Annotated in this window: 21 protein-coding genes and 1 pseudogene; 9 read left to right on the forward strand and 13 right to left on the reverse strand. The window is 73.0% G+C overall.

The features are described from left to right. Positions 1–27: 27 nt before the first annotated feature. Positions 28–2,262 carry an MMPL family transporter gene (locus ACFYW3_RS22110; RefSeq protein WP_389387052.1) on the reverse strand — a complete coding sequence of 745 codons (2,235 nt, stop codon included), beginning with the start codon at positions 2,260–2,262 and terminating at the stop codon, positions 28–30. Between the two features lie 102 nt (positions 2,263–2,364). Between ACFYW3_RS22110 and ACFYW3_RS22115 the strand changes: the two genes are divergently transcribed. From ACFYW3_RS22115 to ACFYW3_RS22125, 3 genes are all read left to right on the forward strand, one after another. Continuing rightward, positions 2,365–2,991: a helix-turn-helix domain-containing protein gene (locus ACFYW3_RS22115; RefSeq protein ID WP_351758383.1), complete on the forward strand. Its 627-nt coding sequence runs from the start codon at positions 2,365–2,367 to the stop codon at positions 2,989–2,991. Continuing rightward, on the forward strand, positions 2,988–3,755 hold the full coding sequence (locus tag ACFYW3_RS22120; protein ID WP_389387053.1) for an LmeA family phospholipid-binding protein: 768 nt from the start codon (positions 2,988–2,990) through the stop codon (positions 3,753–3,755). Before ACFYW3_RS22115 ends, ACFYW3_RS22120 begins: the two co-directional genes overlap by 4 nt. Positions 3,756–4,163: 408 nt before the next feature. Further along, positions 4,164–4,649, forward strand: a complete 486-nt coding sequence (locus ACFYW3_RS22125; protein ID WP_351758389.1) for a peroxiredoxin — start codon at positions 4,164–4,166, stop codon at positions 4,647–4,649. Positions 4,650–4,890: 241 nt separating this feature from the next. Here the strand turns inward: ACFYW3_RS22125 and ACFYW3_RS22130 are convergent, their stop codons facing one another. Then, complete coding sequence (locus tag ACFYW3_RS22130; RefSeq protein WP_351758494.1) at positions 4,891–5,538, reverse strand: lysophospholipid acyltransferase family protein; 648 nt, start codon at positions 5,536–5,538, stop codon at positions 4,891–4,893. 338 nt (positions 5,539–5,876) lie between these two features. Here ACFYW3_RS22130 and ACFYW3_RS22135 point away from each other — a divergent pair, with 338 nt between their 5' ends. Both ACFYW3_RS22135 and ACFYW3_RS22140 read left to right on the forward strand, forming a co-directional pair. Then, positions 5,877–6,341 carry an STAS domain-containing protein gene (locus ACFYW3_RS22135; RefSeq protein WP_389387054.1) on the forward strand — a complete coding sequence of 155 codons (465 nt, stop codon included), beginning with the start codon at positions 5,877–5,879 and terminating at the stop codon, positions 6,339–6,341. Continuing rightward, the gene (locus tag ACFYW3_RS22140; protein WP_389387055.1) at positions 6,338–6,499 is read left to right on the forward strand and encodes a hypothetical protein; all 162 of its coding nucleotides are present in this window, start codon (positions 6,338–6,340) and stop codon (positions 6,497–6,499) included. The genes ACFYW3_RS22135 and ACFYW3_RS22140 overlap by 4 nt, the downstream gene beginning before the upstream one ends. Positions 6,500–6,722: 223 nt before the next feature. On the opposite strand, the gene ACFYW3_RS22145 is transcribed toward ACFYW3_RS22140, so the two are convergent. The 3 genes from ACFYW3_RS22145 to ACFYW3_RS22155 form a co-directional block, all read right to left on the reverse strand. Continuing rightward, positions 6,723–7,004 (reverse strand): hypothetical protein, encoded by a 282-nt coding sequence (locus tag ACFYW3_RS22145; protein WP_351758396.1) that lies wholly within the window; start codon positions 7,002–7,004, stop codon positions 6,723–6,725. A 348-nt stretch (positions 7,005–7,352) separates the two neighbouring features. Continuing rightward, the gene (locus tag ACFYW3_RS22150; RefSeq protein WP_266953444.1) at positions 7,353–7,613 is read right to left on the reverse strand and encodes a hypothetical protein; all 261 of its coding nucleotides are present in this window, start codon (positions 7,611–7,613) and stop codon (positions 7,353–7,355) included. Beyond that, positions 7,610–7,909 carry a DUF6247 family protein gene (locus ACFYW3_RS22155; RefSeq protein WP_266953442.1) on the reverse strand — a complete coding sequence of 100 codons (300 nt, stop codon included), beginning with the start codon at positions 7,907–7,909 and terminating at the stop codon, positions 7,610–7,612. Before ACFYW3_RS22155 ends, ACFYW3_RS22150 begins: the two co-directional genes overlap by 4 nt. Before the next feature lie 424 nt (positions 7,910–8,333). Here ACFYW3_RS22155 and ACFYW3_RS22160 point away from each other — a divergent pair, with 424 nt between their 5' ends. Then, positions 8,334–9,062 (forward strand): GAF domain-containing protein, encoded by a 729-nt coding sequence (locus ACFYW3_RS22160; RefSeq protein WP_389387056.1) that lies wholly within the window; start codon positions 8,334–8,336, stop codon positions 9,060–9,062. A gap of 124 nt (positions 9,063–9,186) precedes the next feature. Here the strand turns inward: ACFYW3_RS22160 and ACFYW3_RS22165 are convergent, their stop codons facing one another. Next, positions 9,187–10,431: a serine hydrolase domain-containing protein gene (locus ACFYW3_RS22165; protein WP_389387182.1), complete on the reverse strand. Its 1,245-nt coding sequence runs from the start codon at positions 10,429–10,431 to the stop codon at positions 9,187–9,189. A gap of 412 nt (positions 10,432–10,843) precedes the next feature. Here ACFYW3_RS22165 and ACFYW3_RS22170 point away from each other — a divergent pair, with 412 nt between their 5' ends. Beyond that, the gene (locus ACFYW3_RS22170; RefSeq protein WP_389387057.1) at positions 10,844–12,316 is read left to right on the forward strand and encodes an Ig-like domain-containing protein; all 1,473 of its coding nucleotides are present in this window, start codon (positions 10,844–10,846) and stop codon (positions 12,314–12,316) included. A gap of 55 nt (positions 12,317–12,371) precedes the next feature. On the opposite strand, the gene ACFYW3_RS22175 is transcribed toward ACFYW3_RS22170, so the two are convergent. After that, complete coding sequence (locus tag ACFYW3_RS22175) at positions 12,372–12,689, reverse strand: UBP-type zinc finger domain-containing protein (RefSeq protein WP_389387058.1); 318 nt, start codon at positions 12,687–12,689, stop codon at positions 12,372–12,374. Positions 12,690–12,777: 88 nt separating this feature from the next. Further along, positions 12,778–13,659, reverse strand: a complete 882-nt coding sequence (locus ACFYW3_RS22180; RefSeq protein ID WP_351758407.1) for an oxygenase MpaB family protein — start codon at positions 13,657–13,659, stop codon at positions 12,778–12,780. Positions 13,660–13,954: 295 nt separating this feature from the next. On the opposite strand from ACFYW3_RS22180, the pseudogene ACFYW3_RS22185 reads away from it, so the two are divergent. Then, positions 13,955–15,207: pseudogene (locus ACFYW3_RS22185) on the forward strand (NAD(P)/FAD-dependent oxidoreductase). A gap of 50 nt (positions 15,208–15,257) precedes the next feature. Here the strand turns inward: ACFYW3_RS22185 and ACFYW3_RS22190 are convergent. Together ACFYW3_RS22190 and bla are read right to left on the reverse strand one after the other, a co-directional pair. Beyond that, entirely contained in the window at positions 15,258–15,911 is a 654-nt protein-coding gene (locus tag ACFYW3_RS22190) for a class I SAM-dependent methyltransferase (RefSeq protein WP_389387059.1), read from the reverse strand. 126 nt (positions 15,912–16,037) lie between these two features. Further along, on the reverse strand, positions 16,038–16,970 hold the full coding sequence (bla, locus tag ACFYW3_RS22195; protein ID WP_389387060.1) for a class A beta-lactamase: 933 nt from the start codon (positions 16,968–16,970) through the stop codon (positions 16,038–16,040). A 232-nt stretch (positions 16,971–17,202) separates the two neighbouring features. Between bla and ACFYW3_RS22200 the strand changes: the two genes are divergently transcribed. Beyond that, positions 17,203–18,606 carry an amidohydrolase family protein gene (locus ACFYW3_RS22200; protein WP_389387061.1) on the forward strand — a complete coding sequence of 468 codons (1,404 nt, stop codon included), beginning with the start codon at positions 17,203–17,205 and terminating at the stop codon, positions 18,604–18,606. Positions 18,607–18,703: 97 nt separating this feature from the next. Here the strand turns inward: ACFYW3_RS22200 and ACFYW3_RS22205 are convergent, their stop codons facing one another. The 3 genes from ACFYW3_RS22205 to ACFYW3_RS22215 are packed head-to-tail and all read right to left on the reverse strand — an operon-like array spanning position 18,704 to position 19,795. Beyond that, entirely contained in the window at positions 18,704–19,036 is a 333-nt protein-coding gene (locus tag ACFYW3_RS22205) for a TcmI family type II polyketide cyclase (RefSeq protein WP_266953504.1), read from the reverse strand. A 20-nt stretch (positions 19,037–19,056) separates the two neighbouring features. Next, positions 19,057–19,539 (reverse strand): SRPBCC family protein, encoded by a 483-nt coding sequence (locus ACFYW3_RS22210; RefSeq protein WP_351758417.1) that lies wholly within the window; start codon positions 19,537–19,539, stop codon positions 19,057–19,059. 1 nt (position 19,540) lies between these two features. Continuing rightward, positions 19,541–19,795, reverse strand: coding sequence for an acyl carrier protein (locus ACFYW3_RS22215; protein WP_266953508.1), 255 nt, complete (start codon positions 19,793–19,795; stop codon positions 19,541–19,543). Positions 19,796–19,852 lie beyond the last annotated feature (57 nt).

The raw sequence follows: 19,852 nt of genomic DNA on the forward strand, positions 1-19,852 counted from the left end.
CGGTCGGCGGTCGGCGGTCGGCCGATGTCAGCCCGCGGGCGCCGAAGACGACGCGGGGACCGGCGCCGCCCGCGGATCCGGTGGGACGTCCGCGTGCGCACGGGGCCGGGGCAGGACCCGGTCCAGTACCCGGGGCAGCCACCAATTGGCACCGCCCATCAGGAACATCGCGCTCGGCACGAGCACGAGCCGCACCACCGTCGCGTCGAGGATGACGCTGACGGCCAGCCCCACCGCCAGCATCTTGACGACGACGGTGGGAGACGCGGCGAAGGAGAGGAAGACGGCGGTCATGATCAGCGCGGCGCTGGAGATGACCCTGCCGGTGGCGGCCAGGCCGGTGCCGACCGCGAGGGTGTTGTCCTTGGTGCGCCGCCACGTGTCGGCGATGGAGGAGAGAAGGAAGATCTCGTAGTCCATCGACAGGCCGAACACGATCGCGAACATCATCATCGGCACGTACGACTCGATGGGCACGGGTTCCGACAGCCCGAGCAGGCCGCTCCCCCAGCCCCACTGGAAGACCGCGACGAGGATGCCGTACGAGGCCCCCGTCGTGAACAGGTTCATGACCACCGCCTTGAGCGGGATCACCACGCTCCGGAACACGGCGGTGAGCAACAGGAGCGCGGCCGCCAGGACGATGCCGATGATGACGGGGAGCCGGTGGGTGACGGTGTCGCGGAAGTCCAGCCGGCCCGCGGTGCTGCCGGTGAGGTACCCGTGCGCGCCACCGCCCTCCAGCGCCTCGGGCACGGTGGTGGCGTTCAGGGTGGCGAACAGGTCCCCGGTGGCCGCGGACTGGGGGCCGCTGGAGGGGGTGATCGTGGAGATCAGGACCTTGCCGTCGGGACTCGGGGTGACGGGTGTGAACCGGGCGATGCCCTCCGTGCCCCGCAGAGCCGTGGTGAGGTCGCCCGCGATCCGGTCGGCGGGGGCGGTCGACCCTTCCAGGTCGGTGACGAGGACGAACGGACCGTTCGCGCCGGGGCCGAAGCCCGGCCCCCGGCCGTCGGCGATCCAGTCGTGGGCCTGGCGGGTGGTGGTGCCCGCCTTGTCGGCGCCGTCGTCCACGTGACCGAGGCGCATGGACAACATCGGTACCGCGCACACCGCGAGCAGGAGCGTGCCCGCGGTGAGGAACTTCCAGGGGTGGCGTGCCACCAGGGCGGCGTAGCGGTGCCAGCCGTCGTCGCTGCCGGTGGTCTCGGCGACGGGGCGGCGCAGGGCGAGGCGGTCGATGCGGAGTCCCACCAGCCCCAGGGCGGCCGGTACGAGGGTCAGCGCTCCGGCGGCGGTGACCGTGACGGCGAGGGTGGCGGCCAGGCCCAGTCTGCCGATGAAGCCGATGCCGCAGGCGTAGAGGCTCAGCATCGCGACGGCGACCGTGACGGCGGCGACGACGACGGCGCGGCCGCTGGTGGCGGTGGTGCGCGCGGCGGCGTCGACGGGGTCGTGGCCGTCCATGAGGTCCTGCCGGAACCGGGTCGTCAGGAACAGGGCGTAGTCGATGCCCACGCCGAGGCCGATCATGGTGGCCAGGGTGGGGGCGGCGGTCGCGAAGGTGACGACCCCGGCCACGATGCCCACCACGCCGAGGCCCACTCCGACGCTGATCAGCGCGGTGACCAGGGGCAGCAGGGCCGCGGCGACACTGCCGAAGGCGAGGACGAGGATCACCAGCGCCGCCACGACACCGACGATCTCGCTCCCCCTGTCGTTGGCGGGCTCCCTGACGACCTCGTCGAGGTCCCCTCCGTACGCGACGGCCACGCCGGCGGCGCGGGCCGGGGCCGTGGCCGCGTCGAGGGAGCCGGTGTACGCGTGCCCGAGTGTCTTGACCTGCCGGTCGAACGAGAGGGTCGTGTAGGAGGTACGGCCGTCGGCGCCGGTCACCGGCTTGGAGGCGGCGGTGACGTGGGGCAGTTCCGCGAGCGCGGCGAGGCTCTCGTCCACGGCCTTGCGGTGATCGGCGACGGTGCCCGAGTCCACGTGGAACACCACGCGGCCATTGGGGTCCCCGACCCCCGGCGCGTGGGCGGCCAGGAGGTCGGCGCCGGTGCGCGACCGGGTGCTCGGCAGGCTGATCTCGTCGCTGTAGAGGGGGTCGACGGCCTGGCGGCCGAGGAAGGCTCCGACCAACAGCACGAGCCAGGCCGCGATCACCCACACCGGGTGACGGGCGCAGAAGGCGCCGAGCGCGCCCGGGCGGGAGGAGCGGGCTCGCGGCCGGGGACGCCGGAGGCGCCGGGGGAACTGCACATCGACTCCAAATGAAAAGTGGCAGGACTGACACGAACCAACCTCGCACAAAGTGGCAGAGCTGACAATTGACAGAGGTGCCGTCATTGCTAGGCTTCGTGCATGCCTCAAGACCCCGACGAGTCCGGACTGCGCGAACGCAAGAAGGAACAGACCCGCCGACTGTTGCGCGAGGGCGCCGCCACGCTGTTCGCCGCCCACGGCTTCGCCGGGACCACCGTCGCGGACATCGCCGCCCACGCGAACGTCTCCGAGCGGACGTTCTTCCGGTACTTCGACAGCAAAGAGGCCCTGCTCCTGCCCGACAGCGCCGACCTGTTCCGCCACGTCGAGTCGGAACTGGCCGCACGCGGCGCGGACGAGGAGCCGCTGGACGCGGTGTTCCACGCGCTCCTCTCCGCGGTGGCTCCGTTCGCGGCCTCCAGCCTCACGGCCCTGACCCACTCCATCGAGGGCGCCGAGGTGCTGGTGGCCGCCCGGCTCGTGCAGGCGTTCACCGAGTTCGAGGACCGGCTCACGCTCCTCGTGCTCCGACGCCTCCCCGACGGCACGCCGGACGCCGACCTGCGCGCCGCCGTGATCGCCGGCGCGGCCATGTCCACCGTGCGCGCCGTCCTGCGCACCCAACGCAGGCGGCGCCAGAGCGACACCGTCGCCCAGACCCCTCCCTCCCATCTCCTGCTCCAGGCCTTCGGGATGCTGAAACAGATCGGAACCGCCGCTTCATGAAGCTCCGCCGCACCTCAGCCCTCGTCGCCGTCGGACTCACCGTGCTCCTCGCCGCCGCGACCGGCACGGCCAACGCCGTCGTGAAGCACTCCGCGCAGCAGCGCATCGAGGAGAAGGCCGCGTGCCGGCTCCAGGCCGACGGGGCCGTCAGCGCGGAGCTGACGGACTCGTTCGCGGGCCTGCGGTCACTGACCGGCGACGTGGGGGCGGTCCACATCTCGGCCCGGGGCGTGCACCGCGCCGACACCGAGATGGACGTCGAGGCCGACCTCTACGACGTCACGACCGACGGAGCCGTCGGGGGCGGCCGAGCAACGGCGAGCATCTCGTACGGGACCCTCCAGAAGCGCCTCACGTCCACGGAGGCGGGCATGAAGGTGGGCGGCGATGCGGACGGGCTCACCCTCACCGGCAGCGTGGGGGGCCTCGGGCTCCCGGTCACCGTGCACACGCGGCTCGGCACCACGGCGACCAGCCTGACCCTGACGCCGACCACGGTCAGCGTCCTGGGGCGCGACCTGCCCGTCGACTCCCTGGGCTCGCTGCCCGTCGCGGGGGGCCTCGTGGACCGCATCGCCGATCGGCTCGCCCCCCGGACCATCGACATCGACGACCTGCCGGCGGGAGCCCGACTCACCGCCGCCCGGCCGACCGCCTCGGGGCTGGAGCTGAGCTTCTCGCTGTCCTCGGAGTCGATCCGGGTGAACTCCGGGGGCGCCGACCAGGCGGGTTCCACGGGCGCCGACCGCTGCCCGGAGAAGTAGCCGTGCCGCGCGGAGTTCGCCGCGCGGACGCCGACGGTCGGCGGTAAGCGGGACTGTGTCCTGCCCGCCCACCGGCGCCGGGGTCGGGTGACACCACCGCGCGACCGGCCGGGGGCGGGATGGAGTTCACGGCGGCCGGCGCGCCTGCGGGACCTTCACGGGGTGGTCGGGTCCGGTGCTCGGTCGGGGTCCGGCCACCCGTGCGGCGGCGGGTACGACGAGCGGCCGCGTTCACCCTCGCGTCCGGCAGCGCGGACCCGCTCCCGCGCGCCCGGTACCGGGCCACCGAGACCGGACGGGGCGACGCCACGTACCATGCGGATCCGGCGGCGGCCACCGGGCACGGGGCCGCGCTCCGGGTTTCGGGTGCCGTCAGTCGCACCTTCAGCAACCGAGAGGACAGCGATCGTGGGCCGATCCCCAGCCGTGGGCCAAGTGGTGGACGACTTCCGACTTCCGGGAGGTGAACTGACCGGGGACGGCTTTGTGCGCACCGAGTATTCCCTGGGCGGCCATCGAGGGAGCCCGGTCGTCCTGGCCTTCTATCCCGGCGACAACACCCCCGTGTGCACGACCCAGTTGTGCTCCTACTCCGACGGACTGGAATCCCTGGGAGCCGGCGGGGCCAGGGTCTGGGGCATCAGCCCCCAAAGCGTCGACAGCCACGAGGACTTCGCCCGCTCCCGCGGACTGCGCCTTCCCCTGCTCGCCGACACCGACCGGGCCGTCGCCCGGGCCTTCGGGATCACCGCACCCCTCATCGGGCTGCGTCGAGCCGTCTTCATCATCGCCCCCGACGGCACCCTGCACTGGAAGCACGTCACCGCCGTCGGCGCCACCTTCCCTCCGGCGGACACCATCACCGAACAACTCGCCCGCCTCGGGGCGAGCTGACGGTCCGGGGCAGGACCTGGTCCGGGCGGTGTCCGCCGGTACGAGGTACCGGCTTCTGGAGGAGCGACGGTGTCGCGGATCCACTTCGATCCCCACGTGGTCGTGCCGCGCCGGCAGTGGGCGGCGGGCCTGCTCCACCACCGGGCGGGACGGGAGCGGTGTCCGCCACACGCTGACCCCGTCGGGGCGGACGCTGCTCGCGGGCGGTTCCGTCCGAGGGCGGACCCCCGCCCGCCCCCGGTCAGACCTCGCTGAGGGCGCGGGTCGCCACTTCCCAGGCGGCCGTGACGGCGTGTCGGGCGTGGGCGGTGGCCTCGCCGGTGTCGGCGGGAAGGCTTCGTGGGGTGCCGACGTGGACGTGCAGGCGGGGTCGGCGGACCGGCGCGGTCAACAGGCCGGCCAGTTGTTTGCCGGTGCTGCCCGAGGTGATCCGCCGGGCACCGGCCTGGCCGAGCGGGACGAGCGGTACCCCGGCGGCTCGCGCCAGGCGGGCCGGACCGCTGCGGAAGTCCTCCGGCGGCTCCTCCCCCGAGTCCGGGCGCAGCGGCAGGCGGCCTTCCCCGTAGACGAGGACGTGCCGGCCGGCGCGCAGTGCCGCGACCGCTGTCTCCAGCGCCTCCGAGGCGCGTGCCGTGCCCCGGCGTACGGGTACGTGTCCCTCGCGGGTCAGCGACCAGCCGAGCAGCGGGATCCGCCACAGGCCCGCCGTGGCGAGCACCACCGGTTCGGTACCCAGGCGGCGCAGGGCCGCCATGACGACGGCGGGGTCGGCCAGGCTGGTGTGGTTGGCGACGATCACCGCGCCCCCGGCGGGCAGCGACGCTGCGTCGGCCGTGACGGTCAGGCGTCCGAACACGGGCACGACGGCGGAGGCGAGGCGACTGAGCACGCTGGTGCCTTTCACGAGGGCTTCTTGCGGTGCTCCCATGGTCGGGCGCGGCGGGGCCCGCGTCCTGAGCGCGGGTACTCATCCCCCGTCTGAGCACCACCGCCCCCGGGAGGGCGCCGTCGGCCGGAGCCCCGGTCCGACTCCCGCCGTTCGCGGTCGGGAGGGGATCTCCCGAACCTCCCGGTCGGATGACCATCCGCCCATCCGACCGGCCGTGCGCGGGTCTGCCCCGAACGGGGGACCGTTTTTCGCCCACACCGGGGATCTTGACCCCGACGAGGGGTGAAGCCGCCTCCGATCGCGTTCCCTCCCCGGGGGGCCGGACCGTTGTCCCGTTCGTGAGTACAGCGACGAGCAGCCCGATACTGGCCCACACGACCCCACACGACACGGGCGCCGACAGCGCGCCCTGCGCCATAACGGTCCACTCCCGGGGCAACGTCCTGACCATCGCCCCGGCGGGCGAGATCGATCACCACACCGCGCGCCCCCTGCGCGTGACGCTCGCCCTGGCCGCCGCCCACGGCTACACCGGGCTCGTCCTGGACACCTCCCGCGTCACCTTCGCCGACTCCGGTCTCCTGCGCGTCCTGGACGACTGGTGTCGGCACGGGCGCCGCCTGAGGATGGTGAACCAGTCCAGGGCCGTGCAACGTCTCCTGGCCGCGGCGGCGGCGACGGGACCGGCCGCGCCCTCCCCGTACGGCGGCCTCCGTCGCAATGCCGGGGACGGCGCGGAACGCGCGGCGCCACCCGGCCCGCCGCACCGACCAGGCCCCTCGGAGGAAGCGTCATCGCGGTGACGTTCATAGTCCTGACCGTCTCCCCGATGCTCCTCGCCGTCCTCCTGCTGCGAGGGCAACCCGGTCGGCAGCGGCGTCGACGTCGTACCGCCGCCCTCGCACCGCACCTCGACCGTACGACCGGGCAGAGGAGGCAGCACCGACCCGCCCTGACCTGACCCCACGAGCCGACCCGCCCGCCCCGCGAGAACACGGGACGGGCGGACCCGTCGAAGGACCCGGGTCAGGGGGCCGGGGCCCGGGGTTCGGTGTCGTCCCGGTTCGGGTCCGGTTCGGCTTCGGGTCCCGGTTCGGCTTCGGGTTCGGGTCCCGGTTCGGGTTCGAGTTCGGTTCGGGTCCCGATCCCGGTTCGGTATCGGGTTCGGTATCGGGTGACAGGGCTTAGGGGATCCGCCCGCCGTCCCGGACGCCGATCAGGTAGTCGGCCTCCTCCGCCAGCCGCGCCCGCCGCTCGTCCGTCGCGGCGCGTTCGAGTTCTCCCCTCAACGCCTGCTCGGTCCGCAGGACGGTCGCGCGCGGGATCGGGATCCGCTGTCCGGGCTTCTCCGTGAACGGCGCCAGTTCGGAAGCGAGAGTCTGCGCGTCCGGCGAGGAGCCGCGGCGGAGCGAGAGGAACACCCGGGCCAGCCAGTCGGCCGGAATCTTCACCATGAGATCTGTCATGCATGGGCAACGAACGGCCACCCGCCCCGTGACACCCCCTCCCTCGCACGGAGCAACGCGCCGCCCGCGCACCCGTTTCACGCGGTGGCCCGGGTGGGCCCCCCATCGGCCCGACAAGGATCCGAACATGTCCGTCACCGATCGACTGCTCGCCGACAACGCCGTCCACGCCGAGAACTTCACCGGCCCGCTGCCGCTGCCCCGGCCAAGCACGTGACCGTCGTCGCCCGCATGGACGCCCGACTCGACGTCCACAGCATCCTCGGGCTCAACGAGGGGGAGGCGCAGGTCATCCGCAACGCGGGTGGCGTGGTCACCGGGGACGAACCCGGGCACGCTGCGGACGGTCTATCCGAACCAGACGAGGTCCAGGACCGACAGGCGTCCGGCCTCCCGGTTGACCCGGTAGATGACGCTCAACCGGCCGATGGAAGCGGACCTGACGTCCTCCCCCGCGGGATCGCCCGCGTCCCACTGCGGCCATCCCCAAGGGGTTCGGGCGGCGATGTCCAAGACGTCGCGTGCCATCTCGCGGGCGTGGGCGGGCAGCCCTGCCAGCACCTTCGCGGCCTGCGGGGAGAGCCGGGCCGGCCATGGCGCACCGATCACGGTCGGACTCCGATGACGTCCTCGAGCGCGACGTGGTCGGAGTCGTCCATGCCGGACGCGACGAAGGCGTCGACGGCCGGGGCCGAGTCGAGCCGGCTCCGCCAGGCACGCACGACATCGTGCAGCGGGGTGAGGGTGTAGCTGTGGCGGGAGTCCTCCAGCGCCTTGGCCCAATCCCGTTCGAAGGCCGGCTCCCACCGCTGCGCCCGGCGGTCGGCGCGGATCCGGGCGAGGAGTTGGGCGGCCGCGGCCGGCGGGGGCGGGGGGACGGACACGTACTCGGGCTGTGCGCTCACGGTTCCTCCAGCGGTCTCTTCGCCACGGTACGCGGCCGACCGGTCAAAGGAAGTGGGCATCCGGGGATCCGCCGCCCGGGAGCGGTGTGGGCAATCCGGCGATGACGCACGGCCGCGCTTCGACACGTCGGTGTTGGTCGTGAGCGCCGACGCGGTCCCGCCGGGACGCTCGCGCGGGGGTGTGCGCCTCGTACCGTGCTCCCCCACCGTCTCGAAGCCTCGCGCCGGGTCCCGGATCCGGCGAGCGGCGGCGCGCCGGGGCGACGACACGCACACCCCGTCGCCGCGGTCCGCGAGTGGCACCCGGCCTGCGGCGTGATCGTAGGCAAGGATGATCGTCGGGGCCCGCGAGGCCATGGCGGGACGCATCAGGTCTCATGGCCAGGCCCGGCGACGGGCCGTACGAGGGAACGGTGACATCGGCATGACCCGCGACCAGCAGCTCGCCGAGGCCTTCGTCGGCCTGGGCGACACCCTCGCCGACGACGTCGACCCGCTGACCCTGCTGGACCGGCTCGTCCGGAACTGCGTGGCCCTGACCCCGGTCGACGCCGCTGCCGTGATACTCGCCAACGTACGCGGGCGGTTGCGCGCGGCGGCCGTCACCGATGACGGGGCCGAGGCGACCGAGCTCTTCCACTTCCATCCGGCCCAGGGGCCCTGCGCCGACAGCTTCCGCCTGGGAGCGGCCGTGCACGCGCCCGACCTCGACGCCGACGCCGAGGCCTGGCCGGACGTGGCTGCGCTGGCCCGGATGGCCGGCTATCGGGGAGCCCACGGACTGCCGTTGCGCGTCCGGGGCCACAAGGTCGGCGCGTTGCACCTGCTGACGCGCGACACCACCGCGCTGACCGAATCGGACGTCGCGCTGCTCCAGGCCATGGCGGATGTCACGATCAAGGCGGTGGCCACCTGGCGGGCCAATCCGCCGCGTCCGGCCGACGTGGTCGCCAACACGCAGGCAGCCCTCGCCACGAAGGCCGCCGTCGACACCGCGGCCGTGCTGCTCGCCGCCGCCGGCTCCCTCGCCCCGCACGAGGCGCGCCAGGCGCTGCACACCTACAGCGTTCGCCGGGGCCAGCGCGCCGGGCGGGTGGCGCACGCGCTGATCCTGCGCGATCTGGACCCGCACGCCGTCGTCGCCGACGCCTGAATCATCTCTTTCGGATCCGGCCGAGGCCGTGGCCCCGGCCGGATCCGAAAGAGACGGCCCGGCCGGGGACTTCGGGGCGCCACCGCGGAGAACGGGGTGCTCCGCGGTGCCGCCCCGGTCGGGGTCAGCGGCGCTCGGGCAGGTCCGCCTCGGCCGGGGTCATCGCGAGACCGCGCGCCTTGGCGGCGGGGGCTGTGGCGGGCTTTCCGCAGAACGCGGCTTCGAGCGTGCCGCCCAGCGCGGTGTTGGCGGCGCCCCTGTTCGACGTGTTCGCCATCGCGGAGAGGCTGCGACCGCCGTCCCGGGTGGTGAAGGCGTAGGTGTAGAAGCCCTGCACGGTGCCGGTGTGGCCGTACACGGACGTCCCGCACGACAGGTCGTAGCGGCGCAGGCCCAGCCCGTAGAAGCGGGTGTTGGTGGTGTCGGTCGGCGTCATGGTGATCATGGTGTCCAGCAGGGGCGCCGGCACCAGCTTGCCGCGCAGCAGGGCGGACATGAAGGTGCTCAGGTCGGCCTGGTTCGAGATCATCGCGCCGGCGGTCTGCGCCCAGGACACCGTCTGCTCGGTGGAGTCGACCAGCGGGGCACCCTCCTGGTCCGGGTGGAGGTAGCCGTGTGCGTGGGCGCCCTTGATCACCGTGGAGGGGTGGACGTACGAGGTGTTGCGGAGCCCCAGTGGCTTGATGATGCGGCGCTCGTACTCCTTGGCGACCGGCTGTCCGGTGGCCTTCTCGATGAGCATCCCGACCACGACGAAGTTCGTGTTGGAGTACTTGTACGAGACGCCGGGTTCGGTCGTCCTGGGCTCGGCGAGGGAGAGGGCGACCAGTTCCTTGTACCCGAACACCTTGTTCCGGACGGACTCGAAGCCCGGCACGGTGTTCGCGAACATGACGTTCGTGTAGTCCGACAACCCGCTGCGGTGGGTGAGCAGGTGACGCACCGTGATCCGGTCGTCGGGGAGCAGCCCCGGCAGGTGGCGGTTGACCGGGTCGTCCAGGCCGATCCGGCCCTCGTTCACCAGTTGGAGGAGCACGACGGTGGAGAACGTCTTCGTGACGCTGCCGATCCGGAAGCGGGCCGCGGGGTCCATGGCCGCCCCGGTGGTCCGGTCCTGGACGCCCGCCACCCGGTTCACCACGCCGGCCGGCCCGGTGAACCGGGCCATCGCGCCGGGTGCCCCGGCGGCCAGGGTGTTGCGCAACACCTGCTCCAGGCCCGCCAGGTCGGGCGCCGGCGGCTGTGCGGCGGGGCGCGTCGCCGGGACAGCCGGTGCAGACGGGGCCGCGTGGGCGGTGGCCGCGGGCGCCAGGCCCGCCACGACGGCAAGCAGGGCGGCACTGATGGTCAGGCGTCGTTCAAGGGGCAGGCGCACGGGTTCCTCGACTCGTTCGTGATGGGAAAGCGGGCATGCGGGCATGCGAAGACGGACGTGCCGTGGGAGGGGGTCAACCTCCTTGACCGGCAACGGCTCTGAGCCTACGAAAGATCTTGGCGGGAGACAGCCACGAGAAGGTCCACGACCCCGGGACCGGGCGGCGATTTCCGGCCATGTGTGGGCGTCACCCTCCACCGGTCCTTCCTCGGTCGACCTTCCGCTTCGGACCGCTCACGGGCGACGGAACCCCCTACGGGCAGGGGGCGACGGGTGCCAGTCGACCTGCTCCGTACGGGTTCACTTATCACCCCGTTCGGCCCCAAACGCCCGAGTCATGATCATCATCCTGCCTTGAAATCGTTCTGATGCTGCCATCCGGCCGTGGGTGAAATGGGAGGGTTGCATGACGACGTCATCGACACACCGTGCGCGAGGACGACGCCGGAACAAGGTGTGGAGCCTGGTGGGCGGCGCGGTGGTCGGAACCGCGCTCGTGGCCGCCGCCGCTCCCGCTCCCGCGCGTCACGCAGCCGACGGCCCGGACGCCTCCCTCGCGCTGCTGGTGGGCCGGATCCTCGACACCGGCGAGGGCGACGAGGACGGGGCCGAACCCTGCGGGAGCGAGTCGTTCCGGGCGGGACTGTGCGGCGAGTTGCAGCGCGAACGGGTGCTGGCCACGGCGCACGGGGCCGGATCGGTCGTACGCGACTCGACGGCCTCGGGTTCGGACGCCGGGGCGAAGGCGGTCGCGCTGCCCACGGACGCGGGCGGCCCGCTGGAGATCGCCCTCGCCGAACCGGGCCGGTTGACGCACGTGACCGTCCGGGACGGGCACGGCCGTCATGTCGGGGGCGCGCTCGGCGCGGTGGACCACCGCTGGACCAACACCGAGCCGCTGCGGGCCGGTGAGCACTACACCGTGCGCGTCGCCGCGCAGGACGCGGCAGGCACCCCGGTCGGGGTCACGCTGGCGTTCCGCACCGCGCCGCCCCGTGAACACGACCGTTTGACGGTCGAGTTCGGCCCGCGACCGGGGACGTACGGGGCGGGCCAGATCGTGACGGCCTCACTGAGCCATCCCGTCCCGGCCGCGGACCGCACGGCCAGGGCCCGCCTCGAAGGGGCGCTCCAGGTGACCTCGGAGCCCGCCGTCGAGGGCTCCTGGCACTGGGTCGACGACTCGACGCTGCACTTCCGGCCGCGCGGTTACTGGCCCGCCCACACCGAGGTGCGCGTACACAGCGGTCTCGACGGGGTCGAGATCGGCGACCTGCACGGCGGCCCGTCGGAGCCCTCGCACCTCACCATCGGGGAACGCGTCGAGGCGGTGACCGACTCCGCCGCCCACCGGATGACGGTCCGTCGCAACGGCCGGGTCTTGCGCACGATCCCGGTCACCACCGGGAAGGCCGGATTCCTGACTCGCGGTGGCGTCAAGGTGGTGTTGGGCAAGGAGGCCAAGGTGCGGATGCGTGGGGACACCGTCGGCATCAAGCGCGGTACGACCGAGTTCTACGACCTGCCGGTGCTCTACGCGACCCGGGTGACCTGGAGCGGCGAGTACGTGCACGCCGCCCCCTGGTCGGTGGAGGCGCAGGGCGAGGAGAACGTCAGCCACGGCTGCACGGGGATGAGCACGGCCGATGCCGCCTGGTTCTTCGACCTGGTGCGGGAGGGGGACATCGTGGAGGTGGTGAACAGCGGCGGCGAGCGGATGACGCCGTTCGACAACGGCTTCGGCGACTGGAACCTCGACTGGTCGGCCTGGCAGGCCGGCAGCGCGCTGGCCGCCACGACCGAACCCTCGCTGGGGCCGGCCGTGCCGCGTGCTTCGGCGGTGGCGCACACCCCGTCGCGGTTGCGCCCCCTCACCTGAGGCGGGCAGGCCGGCGTGCCCCGCGTCCTCGCGTCCTCGCGTCCCGCCTTGGTGCTCAGGCCGGTTCGGGCAGCAGGAACAGCGAGTCCTGGTAGCACCAGGCCCAGGCCTCGCCCTGCTCGAACGAGCGCGCCAGCGCGTGGTCGGTGGTGTCGGCGTGCCCCCAGGCGTGCCGACCCGGGGAGCTGTCGCAGCAGCCGACATGGCCGCAGATCAGGCACTTCCGCAGGTGCACCCACGTACCGCCGGCCGCCAGGCACTCCTCGCAGCCCCGGACGGCCGAGGGCGGCTCCTCGTCGGGCGCCTGGTCGAGGTGTCCGCAGCTCACCTCCTCGACGCGTCCGGCGTCGGGGGCGACGATCCATCCGGTCATCGGTGCTCCTCCGGTGTGCGGTTCTGGGGTGCGGTGCTGGGGTGCCGGGGTGCGGCGGATCCGGGGGGCGGGGTGCGGTGGGTCGCGATCACCCCGGTGGTCCGGGCGGCGGTGGGGCCATCGCCCACCTGATGGAGCCGGTCAGGGCGTGTCCGGAGAGTCGTACGAGGCCGCCGCTCAGGCCGCCGCGCGCCCCCGACAGCCCCAGCAGTCCCGGAGCCCACGAGGGCAGCAGGGCGACCGCGTTCGCGGCGAGCACGGCATAGGGTCCGCGGGCCGCCCCGGGCAGCGGCGGATGGCGCAGGATGAAGAGCGCCGCCTCCCGGGCCTGGGGCGTGGCACGCAGTTCCGGTCGGTACTCGGCGAGCAGTCGGGCCAGCTCCGCCCGGTTCCGGGGCGGGTCCGGCACCCCGAGCGCGAGGGCCACCCGGGCGGTGTCCGTGAGGTACGCGTCGCAACCGGCGGCGTCGAGGGGGTGTGCGCCGAAGCGCTGATGGGCGCGGAGGAAGCTGTCGACCTCGGCCGCGTGGACCCAGCCCAGCAGGTGCGGGTCGGCCGCGTGGTAGGCCTGGCCGTCGGACGTCCGGCCGCGGACCCGCTCGTGTACGGCCCGTACCCGGTCGACGGCTCGCCGCGCGTCCTCGGCGGTGCCGTACGTGGTCACCGCGAGGAAGGTGCTGGTGCGTTGGAGCCGCCCCCACGGGTCGCCGCGGAATCCGGAGTGCGCCGCGACGGCGGCCATCGCCAACGGGTGCAGCGACTGGAGCAGGAGGGCGCTGAGACCGCCGACGAACATCGAGGCGTCCCCGTGCACGGTGCGGATGGGACGCTCGGGCCCGAACCAGCGGGGTCCCGGGGCACCGTGGATGCGGGCGCGGTTCGCCCGGCCCTCGGGTCCGGCCACACGGGCGAAGAGGCCGGCGCCGAGTCGCTCGCGTGGACCGCGACCCGACGACGCGGGCAGGTTCATGACGCCATCCTCCTCCCTGATGGCCCGCCCCACCAGGTGCGGGGCCGCAGCCGCTCCCCGACGGCGTCCGCAGCGCTCCGCCGGCCCCGCTGCCGGCGGCTCGCTCCGGGGGCGGGCGGGCGCGGTGGTCCCCGAGGTGACGGGTGCGCCGGACCGACGAACAGCGCGGACACCCGTGACGGCCCGGACTGGATGATCACCCGATTTCCGTGGTCGAGGTGGGGAACGATCGATCGCATCCGTTCCGGACCCGCCCGGCGAAGGACAGGGTGAAGCCGCCACCAGGAGGTAACCCGTGAACAGTCGTGACCGGCAGGGCAATGTGATCGTCGTGGGGGCCGGGCTCGCCGGTCTCACCTGCGCGCTCGACCTGGCACGGGCGGGGGTACGGGTGCGCGTGCTGGAGGCGTCCGACGGGGTCGGCGGAAGGATGCGCAGCGACCTTCGGGACGGGTTCGTGCTGGATCGCGGGTTCCAGGTGTTCAACACCGCGTACCCGCAGGTCAAGCGCCGGGTGAACCTGCGCGACCTCCGGCTGCGCCCCTTCACGCCGGGAGCACTGGCCCACATGCCGGACGGCGGTCGGGTGCGGTTCGGGGACCCGACGAGGCGCCCGGGCGACGCGGCCGCGCTGCTGACCGGTCGACGCGTCCCGCTCCGCGGGCTCGCCGGACTCGGCGCGCTGACCGCCGTGGCCACCGCGGCTCCCGTTCGGGCGCTGCGGCGGCTTCCGGAGCGTACGACCCGGCGGGAACTGGCGCGTGGGGGGGTGGGCGACGCCCTCGTCGACGCCTTCATGCGCCCGTTCCTGGCAGGCGTCTTCCTGGAGGACGATCTGGAGACGTCGAGCCGAATGTTCCACCTCACCTGGCGCAGCATGATCCGGGGAACCCTCACCCTGCCCTCGAACGGGATCGGGGCGGTGCCCGAGCAGTTGGCGGCCGGCCTGCCCGAGGGCGCCCTGAGGCTCGGGGCGCGCGTGTCCGCCGTGTCCGGCGCCGGAGTGGTCCTCGCGGACGGCAGTGCCCACGAGGCCACCCGCGTCGTGTCGCCACGGACACGGCGTGCGCGTCCGCGCTCGTACCGGCACTGGGTGAGCCCGGCCCGACGCGCACGGTCACCACCTACTACCACGCGACCCCCACCTCTCCGCTGCGCGAACCGACCCTGCTGGTCGACAGCCGGCGACGGTTCCTCAACACGTGCGTGCTGACGGAGGTGGCTCCCGGCTACGCCGTCGACGGCCGTGCCCTGGTGTCCACCTCGGTGCTCGGCGGCGACACCCCCGCGGGCCGATCGGCGTTGGTGTCCGTGCTGTCCGAGGTGTACGGGACGGACGCGACCGGGTGGCAGGCCGTGGCCGCCGTCACGGTGCCCGGCGCGCTGCCGGCGATGCCGCCGCCCTGGCCCCTCAGCCGGACCACGAGGGTCGAGGACGGGGTGTACGTGTGCGGTGACCACCGCGCGACGGGTTCCGTGCAGGGGGCCATGGCCTCGGGGACGCGCGCCGCCCGCGAACTCCTGGCCGATCTCGCGGCCCGCTCCTGACCCGCCGGGCCGGCCGTGGGCGCGGCGGCCCGTCAGCGCGCGGCGGCCCGTCAGGGGTGTTCGGGTCTGCGCGCGAGGAGGCAGGCGTGCGGCCTGTTGACCCCTTCTCCGGGCTCCTGCACCAGTCTTGCCGTCACGGTGAGTCCGGCCCGACCGAGCAGGTCGGCCACGCGGTCCAAGGGGAGGAGGTACGACATGTAGCTCACCGGATGGCCGTAGGCCCGGGCAGGATTCAGCAGTTCCGCACCGATGTAGTCCCCCCACAGCAGGTGGCCGCCGGGCTCGAGTACACGGTGGAACTCGGCGAACAGGTCCGGCAGCGACGCGGGGGGCGTGTGGTGGGTGGAGTACCAGGCCAGAATGCCCCCGAGTCGGGCGTCCGCGAGGTCCATCGCGTGCATCGACCCCTCCACGAAGCGCACGTCGGGATGGGCGGCCCGGGCGAGTTCGATCATCCGGGGTGACAGGTCGACGCCGAAGGCGGTCACCCCCCGCGCGGCCAGATGGGCCGTCAGCCGGCCGGGGCCACAACCCAGGTCCGCGACCGGAAGCGAACCGGCCGCCCGCACCAGGTCGGTGAACGCCGTGAGCATCGCGCGGGACAGCGGGTCGAGCCGGTCCGGGGAGGGAACCCGTTCGACGTAGTCGGCCGCGATGGTGTCGTACGACTCCCTGACGGCGGTCAGATGGGACGGCTCGTTCATGTGCGCGATGTTAGTCCCGGCCTGCCGGAAGCAGGGGGGATCCTCTTCGTCCGGTGCCCGCTCCGCCGACCGTCTCGCCCTGGGGGGTCGGCCGGTCGGCGGTGCGGGGCGCGGGTGGGACCGGGTCTACCTCCGGTGGCCGAGTGCGGACGCCACCAGTGCGGCCGAGTCGGCGACGAGCGGGTCGTCGGCGGGGGCATCGGGGTCGTGTTTGGTCGTCAGCACCGCCAGGACGATCGGGGGACGGCCGGGCGGCCAGGCGATGCCCGCGTCGTTGTTGGTGGCGTACCGGCCGCCTCCCGTCTTGTCCGCGATCGTCCACTCCGGAGGAAGGCCGGCGCGGAACCGCTTGGAGCTGGTGGTGTTGGCCAGCATCCAGCCGGTGAGCCGTTCCCGGTCGGGGGTGGTGAGCGCTCCGCCGAGGGTGAGGCGCGCGTAGGTGTGCGCGATGGCACGGGGGGTGGTGGTGTCGGTTATCCGATCGGGCTCGGCCGAGTTGAGTTCGGGCTCCCAGCGGTCGAGGCGGGTCGCCTTGTCCCCGAGGGAGCGGCAGAACCGGGTGATGGCGGTCGGTCCGCCGAGTTCGCGCAACAGGAGGTTGCCGGCGGCGTTGTCGCTGAAGGAGATGGTCGCCGAACACAGTTCCTCGACGGTCATGCCGTTGGCGAGGTTCTCGGGCTTGGAGGTGATCGGCGTGTGGCCGGCGTCCTTGACGTCCTTCTCGGTGTAGTGGACGCGCTTGGCGAGGAACTCCCCGCCGCGGTCGAGGTCGCGCAGGACGGCTCCCGCGGCGAGCGTCTTGAAGAGCGAGCACATCGGGAAGAGTTCGTCGGCCCGGTGGCTCACGGTCCGGCCGGTGGCCGTGTCGAGGGCGAACACGCCGACGCGGGCCGAGTGCCGTCGCTCCAGTTCCCCGAACCGGCGTGCCACGAGGTCGCCTTCCGTGTCCGAGGCGTACGCGGTCCCGCCCATGGGGAGGGCCGCGGTCAACGCCGCCCCGGCCCCGAGCGCGAGGATCGCGCGTCGACGCGAGCCCTGTGCCGTCGATGTGGTGTTCAAGGGTCTGCCTTTCCCGTGGTGTCAGGGTGCTTTTCCTCCATTCACGCACCATAGGGGCGAATGGTTCCCCTGTGACGGGAGTGCATGACAGTGCGGCACACGGTGGTGCGGGTCCGGGGTGTGGCGCACCCGGGGTAGGCGGGGCCTGGTTCGGACGCGGGGGCGGTCACACGATGAGTGGGCCGGCTCGACCCGAGACCGCCTCGCCCTCCCCCGATCGGATCGCCCCCCGATGTACCTGAACGACACCATCCGCGCGGCCCTGCTCGACCGGTTGCGCGCTCCCGACGCCCGGCGTCGTGTCCTGCTCACCGGTGCGACCGTGGTGACCATGGACCCCCGTACCGGCATCCTGCCCGTGGGCGACCTCCTGATCGAGGGGGAGGTCATCGCGGCGGTCGGTCGGGACCTCGCCGCTCGGGGCGCGGCCGTCGACGCCGTGGTCGTCGACGCGACCGGTTGTGTGCTGACTCCCGGTTTCGTCGACACCCACCGGCACGCCTGGCAGGGCCAGTTGCGCCGGGTGATGCCCGACGTGGACGACCTGGGGGCCTACGTACGGACCACGCTGGCGGGCTACGCGCCGGTCTACCGGCCGCACGACATGTACGTCGGCACCAGGCTGGCCGCGCTGTCCGCGCTGGACTGCGGGATCACGACGATGCTCGACTTCTCGCACAACTCGCGCAGCGCGGAGCACTCGGACAGCGCCGTGCGGGCGTTGGTCGACACGGGCATCCGCGGGGTGCACGCGGCGATGGGTCCGCACTTCGGCGACTGGGACGAGCAGTGGCCGGCCGACCTCGGTCGGCTCCGCGACACGTACGGAAGCGACCTGCTGACCTTCCGGCTCGCCGCCCTGGCAACGGACGAGATCGCCGGCCCCCGGCTTGCCTACGGGTCGGAACTGGCTTCCGTCGCACGCGACTTGGGCATGGGGGTGAGCGTGGACGCGGTGTTCGGCGCCGCCTCCTCGCGGGCCGTGTCTCAGTGGGAACGCGCGGGACTGCTGGGGCCGGACGTCACGCTGATCCACGCGACGGGTCTGACCCCCGATGCCTGGCGGGCCATCGGCGCGAGCGGGACGACGGTGTCGCTGGCCCCGACCTCGGAGGCGCAGATCGGCCTGGAGAGCGCCGTCCCCGCGATCGACGAGGCGCTCGGGGCCGGTGTCCGGCCGGGCCTGAGCATCGACGTGGAGGTGGCGCTGGCCGGCGACATGTTCACGCAGATGCGGACCCTGCACGCGATCCAACGCATGCGTGCCGTGGCCGCGGTGTACGGCACGGACCGGGAGCCGTCCCGGATCGGAACGCTCGACGTGCTGGACTTCGCGACCCTGCAGGGCGCGCGGACCAACGGGCTCGCGGACGTGACCGGTTCGTTGACGGTGGGCAAGCAGGCGGACGTGTTGGTCATCCGCGCCGAGGACGTCAACAACATGCCGCTCAACGACGCCGTGGGGACCGTGGTGTCGGGTTCGGACGCGCGCAACGTGGACACCGTGTTCGTGGCGGGACAGGTCCGCAAGTGGGACGGCCGGCTCCTCGACGTCGACCTGTCCGCTCTCCGGGAGGAGGCCCGGGCCTCGCGCGACCACGTCGTGGCCGCCGCGGGCCGGGCGGGCCTCGGCTGATCGGCCGGCGGCTGGGCGCACCGACGGCTCTGCCCCCTGGGAACGGGGCAGAGCCGTCGCGGTGTGGCTGGTGTCCGTGGCGTGGACGCCGGGTCGGCTACCGACCGCCCGAGCGTTCCCAGCGGTAGAACTGCTGGGCCATGGCGTCCTTGGGGCTCCGCCAGGTCTGCGGGTCGTGGGGGCTGATGAACACGGAGAGCCGGTCACTGAGGTCCCGGAACTCCGGGTGGTCGGTCACCTGGGCGATCGCCGGGGCCGGCGGCTTGTCGGACTCGATCAGGTGGAGGTACACGTCCCCGAACTGGAAGAGACTGCGGCTCTTGACCCCGACCAGGTGCGGCAGTTCGCCCGCGTCCGACGCGGCGAACAGGCCGGCGATGTCGGGCGCGGAACCGGGGGCCATGCGGGCCACGATGAGAGCCTGGTGCATGGTGCTGTGCCTTTCGTCCGTCAGCGCTGACTGGTCACGGGCTCGCGGCTCTCCCGCTCCAACTGTTCGATCTTGTCCCGGATGAGAGCCATCTGGGTGCGGGAGTTGCGGTTGATGTTGTCGGTCATCCAGGCGTCGTCGACCGGCGCGTCGGGTTTCATCGCGAAGTCCTGGACCCAGCGCATCCGGGTGCCACCGCCGGAGACCGGGTGGTACTCCCAGTGGATGTTCATGTGGGCGAACGGGCCGGTCTCGACGCGCCGCGCCTTGACCGTGAGGCCCTCGCGGTCGACGGTCCGCTCCGACACCCAGCTCCACACCACACCGTTCTCGTCGGGGTGCATGGCCAGTCGGAACTTCGTGGTGTCCCCGACGCGTTCGAGGATCTCGATCGAGGCGTACTCGCTGAAGAGCTGCGGCCAGTTCTGGAGGTCGTTGGTCACCTCCCACACCACGTCGACGGGCGCGTTGACGGTGATCTCGTTGTCGGTGTGGCCAAGCATGTCAGGCTCCTGTCATCAGGCTGTTGTTGACGAGGTCGAGGAACTCGCGCGGGCTCGCGCAGCGGTCGGCGTCGGTGGGCAGTGCCCGGCCGCGCCGGTTCTCCAGCTCACCGACGATGCCGAGCAGGCCCAGCGAGTCGAGGCCGTACTCGTCGAACCGGGACTCCGGGCGACTCGTCAGCTCGACGGGATCGACGGTGATGCCGGCGTTCTTCATCAGGGACGCCAGCTCTTCCATCGTGAGGCGGTCGGACATGGTGCCTTCTCTCTTCCTACGAGGGCGGGTGGGCCGGCGGAGCCGGCGTGGCACGCC

It is taken from the genome of Streptomyces sp. NPDC002602, from assembly GCF_042889445.1.
In the GTDB taxonomy this organism is placed as follows: Bacteria; Actinomycetota; Actinomycetes; order Streptomycetales; family Streptomycetaceae; genus Streptomyces.

Bases quoted from the DNA above. Each gene is read 5' to 3' on its own strand.
- ACFYW3_RS22115 (WP_351758383.1), top strand. From the start codon at position 2,365: ATGCCTCAAGACCCCGACGAGTCCGGACTGCGCGAACGCAAGAAGGAA.
- ACFYW3_RS22120 (WP_389387053.1), top strand. From the start codon at position 2,988: ATGAAGCTCCGCCGCACCTCAGCCCTCGTCGCCGTCGGACTCACCGTG.
- ACFYW3_RS22145 (WP_351758396.1), bottom strand. From the start codon at position 7,004: ATGACAGATCTCATGGTGAAGATTCCGGCCGACTGGCTGGCCCGGGTG.
- ACFYW3_RS22175 (WP_389387058.1), bottom strand. From the start codon at position 12,689: ATGACCGGATGGATCGTCGCCCCCGACGCCGGACGCGTCGAGGAGGTG.
- ACFYW3_RS22160 (WP_389387056.1), top strand. From the start codon at position 8,334: ATGACCCGCGACCAGCAGCTCGCCGAGGCCTTCGTCGGCCTGGGCGAC.
- ACFYW3_RS22215 (WP_266953508.1), bottom strand. From the start codon at position 19,795: ATGTCCGACCGCCTCACGATGGAAGAGCTGGCGTCCCTGATGAAGAAC.
- ACFYW3_RS22210 (WP_351758417.1), bottom strand. From the start codon at position 19,539: ATGCTTGGCCACACCGACAACGAGATCACCGTCAACGCGCCCGTCGAC.
- ACFYW3_RS22170 (WP_389387057.1), top strand. From the start codon at position 10,844: ATGACGACGTCATCGACACACCGTGCGCGAGGACGACGCCGGAACAAG.
- ACFYW3_RS22180 (WP_351758407.1), bottom strand. From the start codon at position 13,659: ATGAACCTGCCCGCGTCGTCGGGTCGCGGTCCACGCGAGCGACTCGGC.
- ACFYW3_RS22205 (WP_266953504.1), bottom strand. From the start codon at position 19,036: ATGCACCAGGCTCTCATCGTGGCCCGCATGGCCCCCGGTTCCGCGCCC.
- ACFYW3_RS22200 (WP_389387061.1), top strand. From the start codon at position 17,203: ATGTACCTGAACGACACCATCCGCGCGGCCCTGCTCGACCGGTTGCGC.
- ACFYW3_RS22190 (WP_389387059.1), bottom strand. From the start codon at position 15,911: ATGAACGAGCCGTCCCATCTGACCGCCGTCAGGGAGTCGTACGACACC.